At 38.9% G+C, this 18,737-nt stretch carries 14 protein-coding genes and 1 other annotated feature; all 14 genes read left to right on the top strand.

Features of this window, described 5'->3' with window-relative positions; translation table 11 throughout:
* Positions 1-20 precede the first annotated feature (20 nt).
* Positions 21-165: a sequence feature (ribosomal protein L10 leader region), on the top strand.
* 33 nt (positions 166-198) lie between these two features.
* The 14 genes from rplJ to rpsJ all read left to right on the top strand — a co-directional run bounded on the left by rplJ (position 199) and on the right by rpsJ (position 18,699).
* Complete coding sequence (gene rplJ / locus V514_RS0114480; RefSeq protein ID WP_029500607.1) at positions 199-699, top strand: 50S ribosomal protein L10; 501 nt, start codon at positions 199-201, stop codon at positions 697-699.
* Positions 700-775: 76 nt separating this feature from the next.
* The gene (gene rplL / locus V514_RS0114475) at positions 776-1,135 is read left to right on the top strand and encodes a 50S ribosomal protein L7/L12 (RefSeq protein WP_029500606.1); all 360 of its coding nucleotides are present in this window, start codon (positions 776-778) and stop codon (positions 1,133-1,135) included.
* A gap of 77 nt (positions 1,136-1,212) precedes the next feature.
* Positions 1,213-1,812, top strand: coding sequence for a class I SAM-dependent methyltransferase (locus tag V514_RS0114470; RefSeq protein ID WP_029500605.1), 600 nt, complete (start codon positions 1,213-1,215; stop codon positions 1,810-1,812).
* Positions 1,813-2,063: 251 nt separating this feature from the next.
* Positions 2,064-5,615 carry a DNA-directed RNA polymerase subunit beta gene (gene rpoB / locus V514_RS0114465; protein WP_029500604.1) on the top strand — a complete coding sequence of 1,184 codons (3,552 nt, stop codon included), beginning with the start codon at positions 2,064-2,066 and terminating at the stop codon, positions 5,613-5,615.
* Positions 5,616-5,749: 134 nt separating this feature from the next.
* Positions 5,750-9,349, top strand: coding sequence for a DNA-directed RNA polymerase subunit beta' (gene rpoC, locus V514_RS0114460; RefSeq protein ID WP_029500603.1), 3,600 nt, complete (start codon positions 5,750-5,752; stop codon positions 9,347-9,349).
* 455 nt (positions 9,350-9,804) lie between these two features.
* The gene (gene rpsL / locus V514_RS0114455) at positions 9,805-10,224 is read left to right on the top strand and encodes a 30S ribosomal protein S12 (RefSeq protein WP_010308011.1); all 420 of its coding nucleotides are present in this window, start codon (positions 9,805-9,807) and stop codon (positions 10,222-10,224) included.
* 41 nt (positions 10,225-10,265) lie between these two features.
* Positions 10,266-10,736, top strand: a complete 471-nt coding sequence (gene rpsG, locus V514_RS0114450; protein WP_029500602.1) for a 30S ribosomal protein S7 — start codon at positions 10,266-10,268, stop codon at positions 10,734-10,736.
* A gap of 45 nt (positions 10,737-10,781) precedes the next feature.
* A complete protein-coding gene (gene fusA / locus V514_RS0114445; protein ID WP_029500601.1) occupies positions 10,782-12,860 on the top strand; it encodes an elongation factor G in 2,079 nt (692 codons plus the stop codon).
* Between the two features lie 162 nt (positions 12,861-13,022).
* Positions 13,023-14,213 (top strand): elongation factor Tu, encoded by a 1,191-nt coding sequence (gene tuf, locus V514_RS0114440; RefSeq protein ID WP_029500600.1) that lies wholly within the window; start codon positions 13,023-13,025, stop codon positions 14,211-14,213.
* 275 nt (positions 14,214-14,488) lie between these two features.
* Positions 14,489-14,683: a hypothetical protein gene (locus V514_RS0114435; RefSeq protein ID WP_029497974.1), complete on the top strand. Its 195-nt coding sequence runs from the start codon at positions 14,489-14,491 to the stop codon at positions 14,681-14,683.
* Positions 14,680-15,033, top strand: a complete 354-nt coding sequence (gene tnpB, locus V514_RS0114430) for an IS66 family insertion sequence element accessory protein TnpB (RefSeq protein ID WP_029499882.1) — start codon at positions 14,680-14,682, stop codon at positions 15,031-15,033. The genes V514_RS0114435 and tnpB overlap by 4 nt, the downstream gene beginning before the upstream one ends.
* Before the next feature lie 60 nt (positions 15,034-15,093).
* Entirely contained in the window at positions 15,094-16,674 is a 1,581-nt protein-coding gene (tnpC, locus tag V514_RS0114425; RefSeq protein ID WP_029499883.1) for an IS66 family transposase, read from the top strand.
* 74 nt (positions 16,675-16,748) lie between these two features.
* A complete protein-coding gene (locus V514_RS0114420) occupies positions 16,749-18,029 on the top strand; it encodes a Na+/H+ antiporter family protein (RefSeq protein WP_051392481.1) in 1,281 nt (426 codons plus the stop codon).
* Positions 18,030-18,390: 361 nt separating this feature from the next.
* Positions 18,391-18,699, top strand: coding sequence for a 30S ribosomal protein S10 (rpsJ, locus tag V514_RS0114415; protein ID WP_029500598.1), 309 nt, complete (start codon positions 18,391-18,393; stop codon positions 18,697-18,699).
* The last annotated feature ends 38 nt before the right edge of the window (positions 18,700-18,737 follow it).

Below are 18,737 nucleotides of genomic sequence, written 5' to 3'. Positions count from 1 at the left end.
CTGATAAGATGAGTTTTGTTGTGAATTATCCATTTGTACCATAGACAGTAGGGGCGGCATTGTACCGCTTAATAATCCTGCCGAGGGCAAAGGAATCATTCTCTATTTAGATGATGAATTTCTGCCTCTTGTCTGTCTTTGATAAGAGGCTTTTCTTTTGTCGGTATAAATGACTCATTCTTATAGGAGGTGTCAATAATGAGCAAAGCAGTAGAAGCAAAACAAACTGTTGTTCAAGAAATCGCTGACAAGTTCAAAGCTGCAGCGTCAGTAGTAGTAGTAGACTACCGCGGCTTAACAGTTCAACAAGTAACTGAATTACGTAAACAATTACGTGAAGCTGGCGTTGAATTCAAAGTATACAAAAATACTTTAGTTCGTCGTGCTGCTGAAGAAGTTGGTCACGCTGAAATCAATGATGTACTTACTGGTCCAAACGCAATCGCGTTCTCTAACGAAGACGTAGTTGCTCCAGCTCGTATTATCAATAACTTCGCTAAAGAAAACGAAGCTTTAGAAATTAAAGCAGGTTTAATCGAAGGCAACTTCGCAACTTTAGAAGAAGTAAAAGCATTAGCAGAACTTCCATCACGCGAAGGTTTACTATCAATGCTTTTATCAGTGCTACAAGCACCAATGCGCAACTTCGCGCTTGCAACAAAAGCTGTTGCAGAACAAAAAGAAGAACAAGGCGCTTAATAGCTGCTTAAACTTCATCGCATCTTAGGGTGCACCAAAAATAAAAAATTAGATTCCATAATAGGAGGAACTCATAATGAACCAAGAACAAATCTTAGCTGCAATTAAAGAGATGACAGTTTTAGAATTAAATGACTTAGTAAAAGCAATCGAAGAAGAATTCGGCGTAACTGCTGCTGCTCCTGTAGCTGCAGCTGGTGCTGTAGCTGGCGCTGCTGAAGAAAAAACAGAATTCGACGTAGTATTAGCATCTGCTGGTGATTCTAAAATCAAAGTAATCAAAGTAGTACGCGAAATCACAGGCTTAGGTCTTAAAGAAGCTAAAGAAGTAGTAGACAACGCTCCTAAAGCTATTAAAGAAGGCGTAGCTGCAGCTGAAGCTGAAGAAATCAAAGCTAAACTTGAAGAAGTTGGCGCATCTGTAGAAGTTAAATAATTTCTGCTAACCTATTGAAAAAGCTCGTCAATTTTTGACGAGCTTTTTCTTCATTTTACGTGATGGAGGGCATGCTAATGTCAGATCATTATTATTCAAAAAACCCTGAGGTTGAGAGTAAACCACGTAGATGGAGTTTTAGACTTCGAGGATTTTCCTTCACGTTTGAAACCGACGCAGGTGTTTTTAGTAAAAGCGAAGTAGATTTTGGTTCCCGTGTATTAATCGATCGTTTTGAACTGCCGTCAGTTGAAGGGAATATTTTGGATGTGGGTTGTGGATATGGTCCAATTGGTTTATCAATCGCAAAAAGTTACCCAGAACGTACTGTTCACATGATGGATGTAAATGATCGTGCGTTAAATTTAGCACGCAAAAACGCTGAAGTTAACGGGGTTCAAAATGTACGAATTTATGAGAGTGATGCGCTTTCATCTGTGCAAACAGACAAAGTCGCTGTTGTTCTGACAAATCCTCCTATTCGTGCCGGTAAACAAACCATCTTCCGCATTTACAATCAAGCCTATGATATTTTATCTGAAGGCGGAGAACTGTGGATTGTCATCCAAAAGAAACAAGGAGCACCATCTACAGTAGATCATTTAGAAATACAGTTTAAAGATGTCACAGTTGTTGATAAAGAAAAGGGTTATTGGATTATTAAAGCAATAAAATAATTTATACTATTTTCTGAAAAATAATTGTCAATATTTATAGATTGACTTGACAAAAACGCTGTGATATTATAAGAAAATGCAAAAATATTAATTTGAAGCCGTCTGCCTATTTTATGAAAATGTCAATAGCTTTCGGTATAAAATTATGTTTGAATAATCGAAAATGAGATTTATTGCTCGTTTTCTTTTTTGTCTTTTGAAAAATTGCAATTTCATAAGACCTAATATCGCTTTATTGAGGGGTGAATGAGTTGACAGGTCAACTAGTTCAGTACGGACAACACCGCCAGCGTAGAAGCTTCGCGCGTATTAAAGAGGTGCTAGAACTTCCGAATCTTATCGAGATTCAAACTGCTTCTAACGAGTGGTTTTTAGAGGAAGGCTTACGTGAAATGTTCCACGACATTTCACCAATCGAAGACTTCACAGGAAATCTTTCACTAGAATTCGTCGACTACAGTCTTGGAGAACCAAAATATGATGTCGATGAATGTAAACAACGTGACGTTACTTACGCAGCACCATTACGCGTAAAAGTACGTCTTCATAATAAGGAAACTGAAGAAGTAAAAGAACAAGAAGTATTCATGGGTGATTTCCCACTTATGACAGAAACCGGGACTTTTGTTATCAACGGCGCAGAACGCGTTATCGTTTCCCAATTAGTTCGATCACCAAGTGTATACTATCACGATAAAACAGATAAAAATGGTAAAAAAGGCTTTGGCGCAACAGTTATTCCAAACCGCGGCGCATGGTTAGAATATGAAACAGACGCAAAAGATGTTGTCTACGTTCGTATCGACCGTACACGTAAACTACCTGCCACGGTATTACTACGTGCATTAGGCTTTGCATCTGACCAAGAAATTATCGATCTTATCGGTGATAATGAATATTTACGTAATACTTTAGAAAAAGATAATACTGATAGCACTGAAAAAGCGTTATTAGAAATCTATGAACGTCTACGTCCGGGTGAACCACCTACAGTAGAGTCAGCTAAAAACTTACTATATTCTCGTTTCTTCGACCCAAAACGCTATGATTTAGCGGCTGTAGGTCGTTATAAAATGAATAAAAAACTTCATATCAAGAACCGTTTATTCAACCAAACATTGGCTGAAACGCTAGTAGACCCTAATACAGGTGAAATCTTAGCAGAAAGCGGTACAGTGATTGACCGTCGTGTATTAGACCGCATTACACCATTCTTAGAAGAAGGCGTAAACTTCAAAACACTTTCAAAAGTTAGCGGCATCATCGAAGGCGATATCCTTGTACAAGAAGTTAAAATCTTTGCACCAAATGATGAGTCACAAAAAGAAATCAAAGTAATCAGCAATGCTTACATCGATGATGAAGTAAAACATCTTACTCCAGCTGATGTTGTAGCCTCTGTTTCTTATTTCTTCAACTTATTACATGGTGTGGGCGATACTGATGATATCGATCACCTAGGTAACCGTCGTCTACGTTCAGTAGGTGAATTACTACAAAATCAATTCCGTATTGGTTTATCTCGTATGGAACGTGTTGTACGTGAACGTATGTCTATTAATGATACTGATGCAATTGTTCCACAACAATTGATCAATATCCGCCCGGTAATTGCAGCTATTAAAGAATTCTTTGGTAGCTCTCAATTATCACAATTCATGGACCAAACAAACCCTCTTGCAGAATTAACGCACAAACGTCGCCTATCTGCATTAGGACCTGGTGGTTTAACTCGTGAACGTGCTGGCTTCGAAGTACGTGACGTTCACTACTCTCACTATGGCCGTATGTGTCCAATCGAAACTCCAGAGGGTCCAAACATTGGTTTAATCAACTCTCTATCATCATATGCAAAAGTAAATAAATTTGGTTTCATCGAAACACCGTACCGTCGTGTGAGTCCTGAAACTGGTAAAATTACTGAACATATTGATTACCTAACAGCAGACGAAGAAGATAACTATGTTGTTGCTCAAGCGAACTCACCACTAAATGCAGATGGTACGTTCACCGAGGAAGAAGTAGTAGGACGTTTCCGTGGCGATAACTCAGTGTTCAAACGCGACACTATCGACTACATGGACGTATCTCCTAAACAAGTAGTATCTGCTGCGACAGCATGTATCCCATTCTTAGAAAATGATGACTCTAACCGTGCTCTTATGGGTGCCAACATGCAACGTCAAGCTGTTCCACTTCTAAACCCAGAGGCCCCATTCGTAGGTACTGGTATGGAACATGTCAACGCTCGTGACTCTGGTGCTGCAATCGTAGCGAAATACCATGGTATTGTTGAGCATGTTGAAGCTCGTTACATCTCAGTTCGTACAATCGAAGAAGTAGATGGTAAAGAGGTGAAAGGTGATTTAGTTCGTTACAAATTACAAAAATTCACTCGTTCTAACCATGGTACATCTATTAACCAACGTCCATTAGTAAAAGAAGGAGACCGCGTGCAACCACGTGAAATCCTTGCTGATGGTCCATCAATGGAAAATGGTGAACTTGCACTTGGTCGTAACGTAGTCGTGGCATTCATGACTTGGAATGGTTACAACTATGAAGATGCTGTAATTATGAATGAACGTTTAGTTAAAAATGACGTATACACTTCTGTTCACATTGAAGAATATGAATCAGAAGCACGTGATACAAAACTTGGACCTGAAGAAATCACTCGTGATATTCCAAACGTTGGTGAAGAAGCACTTCGCAACTTAGACGAACGTGGTATTATCCGTATTGGTGCAGAAGTAAATGATGGTGATATCTTAGTAGGTAAAGTTACTCCTAAAGGTGTAACAGAGCTGACTGCAGAAGAACGTCTATTACATGCAATCTTTGGTGAAAAAGCACGTGAAGTACGCGATACATCATTACGTGTTCCTCATGGCTCTGGTGGTATTGTACTTGACGTTAAAGTATTCCATCGCGAAGACGGCGATGAATTATCTCCAGGTGTAAACCAAATGGTACGTGTTTACATCGTTCAAAAACGTAAAATCCGCGTTGGTGATAAAATGGCCGGCCGTCATGGTAACAAAGGGGTTATCTCTCGTATCTTACCAGAAGAGGATATGCCATTCTTACCAGATGGTACTCCAGTTGACATCATGCTTAACCCATTAGGTGTACCATCCCGTATGAACATCGGACAAGTACTTGAATTACACTTAGGTATGGCTGCTCGTTACTTAGGCGTGCACATGGCTACTCCTGTATTCGATGGTGCTTCAGATGAAGACGTATGGCGTACAATGGAAGAAGCAGGAATGAACCGTGACGGTAAAACAACTCTTTATGATGGACGTTCAGGTGAACCATTCGACAACCGCGTATCTGTTGGGGTTATGTACATGATCAAACTTGCGCACATGGTTGATGATAAACTTCACGCTCGTTCAACTGGTCCTTACTCACTTGTTACACAACAACCATTGGGTGGTAAAGCTCAATTTGGTGGACAACGTTTCGGTGAGATGGAAGTTTGGGCTCTTGAAGCTTATGGTGCAGCGCACACACTTCAAGAAATCTTAACAGTGAAATCTGATGACGTTGTAGGTCGTGTGAAAACATACGAAGCAATTGTTAAAGGTGAATCTGTTCCAGAACCAGGCGTACCAGAATCATTCAAAGTATTAATCAAAGAACTTCAATCATTAGGTTTAGACGTGAAAATGTTAAATATTAATGATGAAGAAGTAGAACTACGCGATGACGAAGATGATGATGTTCCGTCAGCTGACGCGTTAAATATCGCTTCTAAAAAAGAAGAGACTAATGAAGTAACTTCTGAAAACTAAGTTGTAATTTTTTCGGGACATGGACAGGCCCTCTTAGGGGCTTGTCCTAATTCCCGTTTATTTACTAATAATCAATCGTCGAGCTAATTATTTATAAGTCGAAAAGACTTCATTAATAGAGGGAGGTAGGCTCCTTGATAGACGTTAATAATTTTGAATATATGAAAATTGGTCTTGCTTCACCAGATAAAATCCGTTCTTGGTCATACGGTGAGGTTAAAAAACCAGAAACTATCAACTACCGTACATTAAAACCAGAGAAAGATGGTTTATTCTGTGAACGCATCTTTGGTCCAACAAAAGACTGGGAATGTCATTGTGGTAAATACAAACGCGTACGATATAAAGGCGTAGTTTGTGATCGTTGTGGTGTTGAAGTAACACGTGCAAAAGTACGTCGTGAGCGAATGGGACACATTGAGCTAGCTGCTCCTGTATCTCATATTTGGTACTTCAAAGGGATTCCAAGCCGCATGGGTCTCATTTTAGATATGTCTCCACGTGCACTTGAAGAAGTAATTTATTTTGCTTCTTACGTTGTAATCGAATCGGGCGATACTCCTTTAGAAAAGAAACAACTTCTTTCAGAAAAAGAATATCGCGCATATCGTGAAAAATTCGGTAGCACTTTCAAGGCATCTATGGGTGCAGAAGCAATCAAAGACTTATTGAAAGAAATCGATTTAGACAAAGAATCAATCGAGCTTAAAGAAGAGCTTAAAACTGCACAAGGCCAACGCCGTACACGTGCAATTAAACGTTTAGAAGTTGTTGAGTCATTCCACCACTCAGGTAACCGTCCTGAATGGATGATTTTAGATGTACTTCCTGTAATTCCACCAGAATTACGCCCAATGGTACAACTAGATGGTGGTCGCTTTGCAACATCTGACTTAAATGATTTATACCGTCGTGTTATCAACCGTAACAACCGTTTAAAACGTTTATTAGACCTTGGTGCTCCTGGCATCATCGTTCAAAACGAAAAACGTATGTTACAAGAAGCAGTTGACGCGTTAATCGATAATGGTCGTCGTGGCCGTCCTGTTACAGGGCCTGGTAACCGTCCATTGAAATCTCTTTCTCATATGTTAAAAGGTAAACAAGGTCGTTTCCGTCAAAACTTACTTGGTAAACGTGTCGATTACTCTGGTCGTTCTGTAATCGTAGTTGGTCCATCTTTAAAAATGTACCAATGTGGTCTGCCAAAAGGTATGGCAATCGAACTATTCAAACCTTTCTTAATGAAAGAATTAGTTGAACGTGGGTTAGCTCACAATATTAAATCAGCTAAACGTAAAATCGAACGTCAACATGAAGAAGTATGGGATGTTTTAGAAGACATCATGCGTGAACACCCAGTATTACTAAACCGCGCACCAACTCTTCACCGTCTTGGTATCCAAGCGTTTGAGCCAACACTTATCGAAGGTAAAGCAATCCGCTTACACCCATTAGTATGTACTGCATATAATGCTGACTTCGATGGTGACCAAATGGCCGTCCATGTTCCTCTTTCTGCAGAAGCACAAGCTGAAGCACGTTTATTAATGCTTGCAGCACAAAATATCCTGAACCCTAAAGATGGTAAACCAGTCGTTACACCATCTCAAGATATGGTTTTAGGTAACTACTACCTAACTCTTGAGCGTAAAGGTGCTGTAGGTGAAGGTACTGTCTTCTCAGATCCAGAAGAGTTAAATGTTGCTTATGCGAATAATGAGGTACATTTACACTCTCGTATTGCGATTCGCGCAGCTTCTTTAAATAACAATACGTTCACTGAAGAACAAAACAAAAAATTGTTAATTACATCTGTTGGTAAAGTAATGTTCAATGAAATCTTGTACGCTGATTTCCCATACATTAATGAACCAACTACTGATAATTTACAAGTGGGTACGCCAGATAAATATTTCGTTCCGACTACCACAAATATTAAAGAATATTTAGTAGAACAAGAACCTGCTAAACCATTCACTAAAAAATATCTTGGTAAAGTCATTGCAGAAGTATTCGACCGCTACCATATTACTGAGACTTCTAAAATGCTTGATGAGTTGAAAAACCTTGGTTTCAAATACTCAACTAAAGCCGGTATCTCAATTGGTATCTCAGATATCATCGTATTACCAGATAAACAAGAAATTTTACATGAAGCTCAAATTAAAGTTGATAAAGTTCAAAAACAATTCCGTCGCGGTTTAATTACTGAAGACGAACGTTATGATCGCGTAATTTCATTCTGGAGTGACGCAAAAGATGTTATCCAATCCAAACTGATGAAATCTCTTCCAGCTACGAACCCAATCTTTATGATGAGTGACTCTGGTGCCCGTGGTAACGCATCTAACTTCACTCAATTGGCAGGTATGCGTGGTCTGATGGCCAACCCAGCTGGCCGTATTATCGAATTACCAATCAAATCTTCATTCCGTGAGGGTTTAACGGTATTAGAGTACTTCATCTCTACCCATGGTGCTCGTAAAGGTCTTGCCGATACAGCCCTTAAAACAGCCGATTCAGGTTACCTTACTCGTCGTCTTGTTGATGTTGCTCAAGATGTCATCATTCGTGAAGATGATTGTGGTACTGATAAAGGTCTTGAAATTTCAGCTCTTAAAGAAGGTAACGAATTAATCGAAGCCCTTGAAGAACGTGTTCTTGGTCGTTACGCTAAGAAAACAATTCGTCACCCGGAAACAAACGAAGTTATCGTTAGCCCAGATGAATTAATCACAGCTGAATTAGCTCGTAAAATTACAGAAGCAAATATCGAAACAGTTACAATCCGTTCTGCGTTCACATGTAACACAAAACATGGTGTATGTAAAAAATGTTATGGTATGAACTTAGCTACAGGTGACGAAGTTGAAGTAGGTGAAGCAGTAGGTATCATCGCTGCTCAATCTATCGGTGAACCAGGTACACAGTTAACAATGCGTACATTCCATACTGGTGGGGTTGCCGGTGCCGATATCACACAAGGTTTACCTCGTATCCAAGAGATTTTTGAATCTCGTAATCCAAAAGGTCAAGCATTAATTACTGAGATTTCAGGTACTGTTGTTGAAATCGAAGAAATTCGTGAAGGCTTAAAAGAAATTACTATTCAAAGCCCAATTGAATCTCGTAAATATACTGCTCCATACAATGCACGTCTAAAAGTCCAAGAAGGCGATCAAGTTGCTCATGGCCAAACATTAACTGAAGGTTCAATTGATCCAAAACAATTAATCAAAGTTACTGACGTATCTACTGTAGAAGAGTATTTATTAAAAGAAGTTCAAAAAGTATATCGTATGCAAGGTGTAGAAATTGGCGATAAACATATCGAAGTTATGGTACGTCAAATGTTACGTAAGGTTCGTATTATCGAAGCTGGTGACACTGAATTACTACCAGGTTCGTTAGTTGATATTCACCAATTCACTGAAGCAAACCGAAATATTTTAGTGTCAGGTAACAAAGCGCCAGCTACATGTCGCCCAGTGATCCTTGGTATTACAAAAGCTTCTCTTGAAACTGAATCATTCTTATCTGCGGCTTCATTCCAAGAAACAACTCGTGTGTTAACGGATGCAGCAATCAAAGGTAAACGTGATGAATTATTAGGTCTGAAAGAAAATGTTATTCTTGGTAAACTTGTGCCAGCTGGTACAGGTATGCAACGCTACCGCCAAATTGAAATTGCTGGTGCTGCAGCTACAGAAAGCACAACTTCAGCTGAATAATTAGTTTTATATCAAATCCCAACGAATTTTCGTTGGGATTTTTTATATTTAGTTGACAACGAACTTATAGGATGATAATATATTTTAGGTTGATAGTTCATTGTCTATCATTTCATGGACATAATTGTCTAAGGGAAAAATTAAAACAATACATGTTATTAACAAACAGTAGCGACAAGCATTGTTGGTCGTGGAGCAAAACATTGTTACTCTAAGATGTAACAGGTGAATAACCACGCATGCGGTGCGACGGCACAAATTTTGGAGTTCCCGTTGCATTAAATAACCAGGCAGACTCTTGGTAGAGATGATGACGTTGATACGAAACGCCAGCATAACTTGAAGTACTGCGTTAGTAGTTTTTACGCTGATCACGTAAAGGCTTTTGTTTTTAACTTAAAATGAACCACCTGGATGTGTGGATTTAAAGAAAGCAATGAGAGGAGGACATATCGATGCCTACAATTAACCAATTAGTACGTAAGCCTCGTCAATCCAAAAGTAAGAAATCTAATTCACCAGCTTTAAACAAAGGCTACAACAGCTTTGCAAAAAGCTTAACTGATGTCAACTCACCACAAAAACGTGGTGTTTGTACTCGTGTTGGTACAATGACACCTAAAAAACCAAACTCAGCGTTACGTAAATACGCTCGTGTGCGTTTAACTAACCAAATCGAAGTTAACGCTTATATTCCTGGTGAAGGCCATAACTTACAAGAACACAGTGTTGTTCTTATCCGTGGCGGACGTGTAAAAGATTTACCAGGGGTACGTTATCACGTAGTTCGTGGTGCTCTTGATACTGCAGCTGTACAAGGACGTATGCAATCACGTTCATTATACGGTGCTAAAAAACCTAAAGAAAAAAAATAATGTAATATAATAAGTAGCTATACTTGAAAGGAGGAAAACACATGCCTCGTAAAGGTCCTGTTTCCAAACGTGACGTGTTACCAGATCCACTTTATAATTCAAAACTTGTAACTCGTTTAGTCAACAAATTAATGGTAGATGGTAAAAAAGGTACTTCTCAAAAAATCTTATACGGAGCTTTCGATTTAGTTAAAGAACGCTCTGGTAAAGACGCTTTAGAAGTATTCGAAGCTGCATTAGAAAACGTAATGCCAGTTCTTGAAGTACGTGCTCGCCGTGTCGGTGGTGCTAACTATCAAGTACCAGTAGAAGTGCGTCCAGAACGCCGTACTACTTTAGGTCTTCGTTACCTAGTAAACTACTCTCGTCTTCGCGGCGAAAAAACTATGGAAGAACGTCTTGCTAACGAAATCTTAGACGCTTCTAATAACACTGGTGCGTCAGTTAAAAAACGTGAAGATATGCACAAAATGGCTGAAGCTAACAAAGCATTCGCTCACTACCGCTGGTAATATTCAAACTAAACTATATATCCATTATGGAAGGAGAAATTCCGCATGACTAGAGAATTCTCACTTGAGAACACTCGTAATATCGGAATCATGGCTCACATCGATGCTGGTAAAACAACAACAACTGAGCGTATCCTTTATTACACTGGTAAGATTCACAAAATCGGTGAAACTCACGAAGGTGCTTCTCAAATGGACTGGATGGAGCAAGAGCAAGAACGTGGTATCACTATCACTTCTGCTGCGACAACAGCTCAATGGAAAGGCCACCGTGTAAATATCATTGATACACCAGGACACGTAGACTTCACTGTAGAAGTTGAACGTTCTCTTCGTGTACTTGATGGTGCTGTTACTGTACTTGATGCTCAATCAGGTGTAGAACCACAAACTGAAACAGTATGGCGTCAAGCTACAACTTACGGCGTACCACGTATCGTATTCATTAACAAAATGGATAAAATCGGTGCGAACTTCTTATATTCTGTAGGAACTTTACATGAACGTTTACAAGCAAACGCTCATCCAATTCAATTACCAATCGGTGCTGAAGATGAGTTCCACGCTATTATCGACTTAGTAGAAATGCAAGCTACTTTCTACAAAGAAGGCGATGATGGTTCAAATGCAGAAATTAAAGAAATTCCTGCTGAATACAAAGAACAAGCAGACGAATACCGCGAAAAACTTATCGAAGCAGTTGCAGAATTAGATGAAGATCTAATGGAAAAATACTTCGCTGGTGAAGAAATCACTACAGACGAATTAAAAGCTGCTATCCGTAAAGCTACTTTATCAGTAGAATTCTACCCAGTAGTATGTGGTACTGCGTTCAAAAACAAAGGTGTTCAATTAATGCTTGATGCAGTAGTTGATTACCTACCAGCTCCAACAGATGTTGAATCTATTAAAGGTACATCTATTGATGGTGAAGAAGAAATCGTACGTCACTCTTCTGATGATGAACCATTTGCTGCACTTGCGTTCAAAGTTATGACTGACCCTTATGTTGGTAAATTAACTTTCTTCCGTGTGTACTCTGGTGTTCTTCAATCAGGTTCTTACGTACAAAACTCTTCTAAAGGCAAACGTGAACGTGTAGGTCGTATCCTACAAATGCACGCTAACAGCCGTGAAGAAATCTCTGAAGTTTACGCTGGCGACATTGCTGCTGCAGTAGGTCTTAAAGCTACAACTACTGGTGATACTCTTTGTGCAGAAGATAGCTTAGTTATCCTTGAATCAATGGAATTCCCAGAACCAGTTATTTCTCTATCTGTTGAGCCTAAATCAAAAGCTGACCAAGATAAAATGGGTCAAGCACTACAAAAACTTCAAGAAGAAGATCCAACTTTCCGCGCTCACACTGACGTTGAAACTGGTGAAACTATCATCTCAGGTATGGGTGAACTTCACTTAGATATCTTAGTTGACCGTATGAAACGTGAATTCCACGTTGAAGCTAACGTAGGTGCTCCTCAAGTATCTTACCGTGAAACTTTCCGCCAAGCGGCTAAAGTTCAAGGTAAATTCGCTCGCCAATCTGGTGGTCGTGGTCAATATGGTGACGTTCATATCGAATTCGAACCAAACGAAGAAGGAAAAGGCTTTGAGTTCGTCAACGCTATCGTTGGTGGTGTAGTTCCTCGTGAATACATTCCAGCTGTAGAAGCCGGACTTAAAGATTCATTAGCAAACGGAGTATTAGCAGGGTTCCCTCTAATCGATGTTAAAGCTACATTAGTCGATGGTTCTTATCACGATGTCGATTCAAATGAAATGGCGTTCAAAGTAGCTGCATCTCTAGCAGTGAAAAAAGCTGCTTCTGCTTGTAACCCAGTTCTTTTAGAACCAGTTATGAAAGTAGAAGTAGTAATGCCAGAAGAATATCTTGGTGATATCATGGGTAACATCACTGCTCGTCGTGGACGTGTAGAAGGTATGGAAGCTCGCGGTAACGCTCAAGTTGTTCGTGCAATGGTTCCACTTGCTGAAATGTTTGGGTATGCAACAACTTTACGTTCATCTACCCAAGGTCGCGGTACATTCTCGATGGTGTTTGATCACTATGAAGAAGTTCCGAAATCAGTTTCAGAAGAAATCATTAAAAAACACCAAGGTTAATTTTAAATTAAATAATTTTTAATTGAAATTTCTTGGTATATCAAGTATAAATAACATGTAAGCTATGTCTTGGCAGAAGAACAGGGCCCGTTCTTCTAAAAGATATATCTAATAAAACTTATTACTAATAAAACTTTTTAAACCCTAGGAGGCACATTTAAAATGGCTAAAGAAAAATTCGACCGTTCTAAAACGCATGCTAACATTGGTACAATCGGACACGTTGACCATGGTAAAACAACTCTAACTGCTGCAATCGCTACAGTTCTTGCTAAAAAACAAGGCGGTACTGCAAAATCATACGCTGATATCGATAACGCTCCAGAAGAAAAAGAACGCGGTATCACTATCAACACTTCTCATATCGAATATGAAACTGACACTCGTCACTACGCTCACGTTGACTGCCCAGGACACGCCGATTACGTTAAAAACATGATCACTGGTGCTGCACAAATGGACGGCGCTATCTTAGTAGTATCTGCTGCTGATGGTCCAATGCCACAAACTCGTGAACACATCCTTTTATCTCGTAACGTAGGTGTACCTTACATCGTTGTTTTCTTAAACAAATGTGATATGGTAGACGATGAAGAATTACTTGAATTAGTTGAAATGGAAGTACGTGACTTATTATCAGAATACGACTTCCCTGGCGATGATGTTCCTGTAATCAAAGGTTCTGCTCTTAAAGCTTTAGAAGGCGAAGAAAAATGGGAAAATGCAATCGTTGAATTAATGGACGCTGTAGATTCTTACATTCCAACTCCAGAACGTCAAACTGACAAACCATTCATGATGCCAGTAGAGGATGTATTCTCTATCACTGGTCGTGGTACAGTAGCAACTGGCCGTGTTGAACGTGGTCAAGTTAAAGTCGGCGATGTTGTTGATATCGTTGGTATTACTGAAGAAACTGCTCAAACAACTGTAACAGGTGTTGAAATGTTCCGTAAATTATTAGATTACGCTGAAGCTGGCGATAACATCGGTGCTTTATTACGTGGTGTTGCTCGTGAAGATATCCAACGTGGTCAAGTATTAGCTAAACCAGGTACAATCACACCTCACACTAAATTCTCTGCTGAAGTTTACGTGTTATCAAAAGAAGAGGGTGGCCGTCATACGCCATTCTTCTCTAACTACCGTCCACAATTCTACTTCCGTACTACTGACGTAACTGGTGTAATCACGTTACCAGAAGGTACTGAAATGGTAATGCCTGGCGATAACACTAAAATGAACATCGAACTTATCCACCCAATCGCTATTGAAGACGGTACTCGTTTCTCAATCCGTGAAGGCGGCCGTACAGTTGGTTCAGGTGTTGTTTCTAACATCGAAAAAGCTTAATTCTCTCTTTAACTAGATTGATTTAACAAGCTTTCTTATAAAAACGTATGTAGCGTGCACGCTACATACGTTTTTTTTATGCAATTGTGTTAAAAATTTAGAAAGTGGGTGACAGCGATGAATGCAGTAATCATTGCTGTACTAGTCATGCTAGTATTGAGTGTTTTACGCATTAATGTTGTTTTTTCATTGTAAGCCCGTAATCAAATAACGCATATAATCTTGTAGGCATCTCCGATACGATAAATGTATCAATCAATGGAGGTGCTTTTATTATGTCTACGAACAAACCAATTATCGTCCCCGTTCATTTAGATCCTCTCCCTTTAGAACTCCCTCCGGGATCCTCGCCTCAACAAAAAATCGAGCCAACCTGTGTGATTAAAACAGCAGCAGTTGAAATCTCTTTCTTCAATGGCGTAGATGCACACCTTGTCCAAACCGTATTGAAAGGATTGGTGTTGAAATGAAAACAGATTTCACAAAGGTAAAAAATATTTATATTGTCTGTGGCAGAACGGATATGCGGAAAGGAATTGATGGCCTGGCGGCCTTAGTTCAGGATTCATTCGAATTGGATCCATATAGCGATGCTATTTTTTTATTTTCGGGTACAAGCAAAGATCGCTATAAATGTCTTTATTTTGATGGCGATGGTTTTGCTTTACTGTACAAGCGGTTAGATCAAGGTCGTCTGCAATGGCCGAAAAATGAGCAACAAGTCCGTAACCTTTCGCAGCAAGAATTGCGCTGGCTATTAGAGGGGTTATCTATACAACAGCCAAAGGCGATTACAAAATCTTTAAAAGGTGTCTTTTAATTACTTTGTATAAAATGGTATAATTATCCACAACATACCGAACGAAATGTGGTGAATGATTTGGAAAACGCTTCTATGAACAATGAACGGATTATACAACTTTTAGAAACTCAACTAGCGCACTCGAACAGACAGAATGAAGAATTAACACAGAAATTAGATCAATCGTTTAAACAAATTGAAGCGTTGACTGAACAAGTCCGTCAATTAACAAAAGCTTTATACGGTTCCAAATCAGAAAAATCAAAGTACCAAGTGCCCGATGGGCAAGGTTCTTTATTTGAGGATGATCCGTCTTTTAACGAATCTGAGCAGACAGAAGAAAAAAGCACCGAAACAATTAGTTATACGGTTAATCGTAAAAAGACAAATAAAAAACGTAATGATTCATTTGGAGAGCATATAGAAATTGAAGAAGTTCATTATCATCCAAATGATTCATCTTGCGATTGTTGTCATGAACCAATGGTCGAATTTAGCTCTGTCTTAGTTAGAGAAGAAGCAAAATTTATACCAGCTACACTAAAACGTGTACAGTACTTTGAGCATGTCTATGAGTGTCGATTATGTAAAAATGATTCTTTGAAAAAATCTCAAATTAAACGCGGCCAAGCACCAAAAGGTGCAATTCAAAGAAGTATTGCAGGGCCTACTGTTTTGGCAAAGCTTATTTATGATAAGTTTGCGCAATATTTGCCACTTTACCGTCAAGTAAATGAATGGTCAAGACATGGCTTATTAACAAACGATAAAAATTTATCCAATTGGGTAATACGTGTAGCAACAGATTGGCTGCAACCAGTGTACGAATTGATGAAAAAGCGTTTAATAGCAAAATCCGTTTTACATATTGATGAAACCTTTGCGCAAATTCTTAAGCGTTCCGATGGAAGACCAGCACAATCAAATGCTTATAACTGGGTAGCTCGCAGTGTTCAAAGTGAAGGCCCAGTGATTATTTTGTTTAAGAGTGCATTGTCTCGTGGTCGTGCGACCTTAGAAGATTTCATTCAAGGGTTCAAGGGCACCGTCATTTGTGATGGCTATTCAGCTTATAATCATTTGCCTGATGTTCAGTTCGCTAACTGTTGGGCCCATGTCCGCCGCTATTGGTTAAAGGCTGATAGTAACAATGGTCGAAAAGGCGTGCAATATTGCGATCAGTTATTTCATATTGAGCGTAAGATCAAGCATCTTTCACCGGAAGAACGTGTGAAAATTCGTCAGCAAGAATCCAAACCGATTGTAGATGAATTTTTTGAATGGGTGGATCGTTCGCCGTTCTTCGGAAAAAATGCACTTGCTAAAGCTGCTGACTACACATTGAATCGTAAAGTTGCATTAAAACGATTCCTTGATAATGGCTATATAGCCATTGATAATAACGCTGCAGAAAATGCGATTCGTCCAAATGTGATTGGTCGAAAAAATTGGCTGTTTTCTGTCAGTGAAGCAGGCGCTCATTCAAATGCCATTTGTTTAAGTCTTGCTGAAACTGCTAAAGCCAATGGCATTGATTTCTATCAATACTTGGTGAAATTGATGACAGATTTACCGAACCTGCCTTTTCAGCAGCAACCAGAAATTTTAGAGCGTTATCTACCATGGTCCGAAGATATTCAGGCCACTTGTAGAAAATAAATAGCCGACTTAGTCAAAAATCATTCGACTAATCGGCTATTTGCTGTGCGTACCGTTAAGGTGCGCGTTTTTTTATATTTCGGGCTTACTTTTCATTAGCGATTGGAGCACTTGTTGGAGGTTTAACTTCAGGGATGTCACTAAGTAAAACGTTAGAGGCATTTATTGGAGGTTTAGGTGATGGAGCAGAAGTGGCATTGAGTTATGCAATGCTTGGAGGTCTGGCTGTCGCTATTTCAAAAACGGGTATTTCTGAATTGTTAGTATCAACAATTTTAAAATTGGTAAAGCGCGGAGGAGATTCACAAAATACTGCATTAGTAAAAGCGCTTATTTTCATTGTGTTGGTATTAATGGCGGTATCTTCACAAAATATTATCCCAATTCATATTGCATTCATTCCTTTGCTGATTCCACCAATTATTAAGATTTTAAATATATTGGAAATTGATCGACGTTTGATTGCATGTATTTTAGCATTTGGTTTAATCACACCGTATATGAGTTTGCCATTCGGTTTTGGACTTGTTTATCAAGGTATCGTAGCAGAGAATATTTCATCAGCAGGAGTAGAAATTTCTCGTTCTGATGTATATGGACCAATGCTGATTCCCGCAGTAGGAATGTTAATTGGTTTAACAATTGCATTTTTTGTGTTTCGTAAGCCGCGTAAATATCAAGAAATCAATGTGAAAAGTGAACTTGTCGTTCAAGTAAGTAAGAAAAATATCATTTCAACAATAATTGCGTTAATTGCTACAGTGCTTGTTCAAATTCCAGCACTTGTACCCTTAGAATCAGGACAAATGTTTTTAGGCGCATTAACAGGTGTGTTGATTTTGTATATTACGGGAGCAATTAAATGGAAAGAAGCCGACAGTATTTTAACGAATGGTATGCGTTTAATGGCGTTTATCGGTATGGTTATGATTGCATCAAGCGGTTTTGCTGCGGTGGTTACAGCAACTGGAGATGTAGATGGCTTAGTGTCTGCAGCAGAAAAAATGCTTGGTGATAATAAAGCGTTAGCTGTTTTAATTATGTTGTTGATAGGTTTCTTTATCGATATGGGAATTGGCTCATCTTTTGCAACGATTCCTATTATTGCATCCATTTTTGTGCCAATTGCTGAAAGCTTTGGTCTAAGTGCCGCAGCAATTATTACATTAATAGGAACTGCTGGAGCATTAGGTGACGCAGGTTCACCTGCTTCTGATTCAACATTGGGACCTACAGCTGGATTAAATGTTGATGGGCAACATGATCATATTCGTGATACATGTATACCAACACTATTCATTTTCAATATCCCCTTATTAATTTCTGGTTGGGTAGCGATTATGTTCTTTTCATAATGAAATGTATTATTTATAGAAGAAAGGCCATTTTTTTGTACGTAAGTTGACAGAAAAATGGTTTTTCTTATTTTTGAAGGGGAATGGGTTGCCTTATTGGTTAATTTTTTATATACTAGGAAACGTTAAAAAAAGCAGACGTAAATTAAAAATTTAGAAAAGAACCACATAGAATAGCGCAAATAATTTTTTTAAAGAAAGTTGTTGCGTTGAATACGTAGATTATGTATAATATAAATGTTGGTCTTTGACTGCGATGAAACGGGAGGTTACCGACACACCCGGCCGCATTGCCATGGCGCGTGGTTGGAAAATTTCCGTGGAGAATTGTCTAGGAAATAGGCGAAAAGGAGGGAAAATAATGGCAAAACAAAAGATTCGTATTCGTTTAAAAGCATATGATCACCGTATTTTAGATCAATCTGCTGAAAAAATCGTAGAAACTGCAAAACGTTCAGGTGCTGGTGTATCAGGTCCGATTCCACTACCAACTGAAAAGTCAGTTTACACAATCTTACGTGCAGTCCACAAATATAAAGATTCACGTGAGCAATTCGAAATGCGTACGCATAAACGTCTAATCGATATCGTTAACCCAACACCACAAACTGTTGACGCGTTAATGAAATTAGATTTACCATCAGGCGTTGATATCGAAATCAAACTATAATGCATGGTAAAAAATAAAAATAATTTTTAAATATCCTC

The sequence above is a fragment of the Kurthia huakuii LAM0618 genome (assembly GCF_000505545.1).
Taxonomy (GTDB): Bacteria; Bacillota; Bacilli; order Bacillales_A; family Planococcaceae; genus Kurthia; species Kurthia huakuii.
Note: the sequence above shows the minus strand (reverse complement) of the source record. Positions and strands in the feature narration are given on the sequence as shown.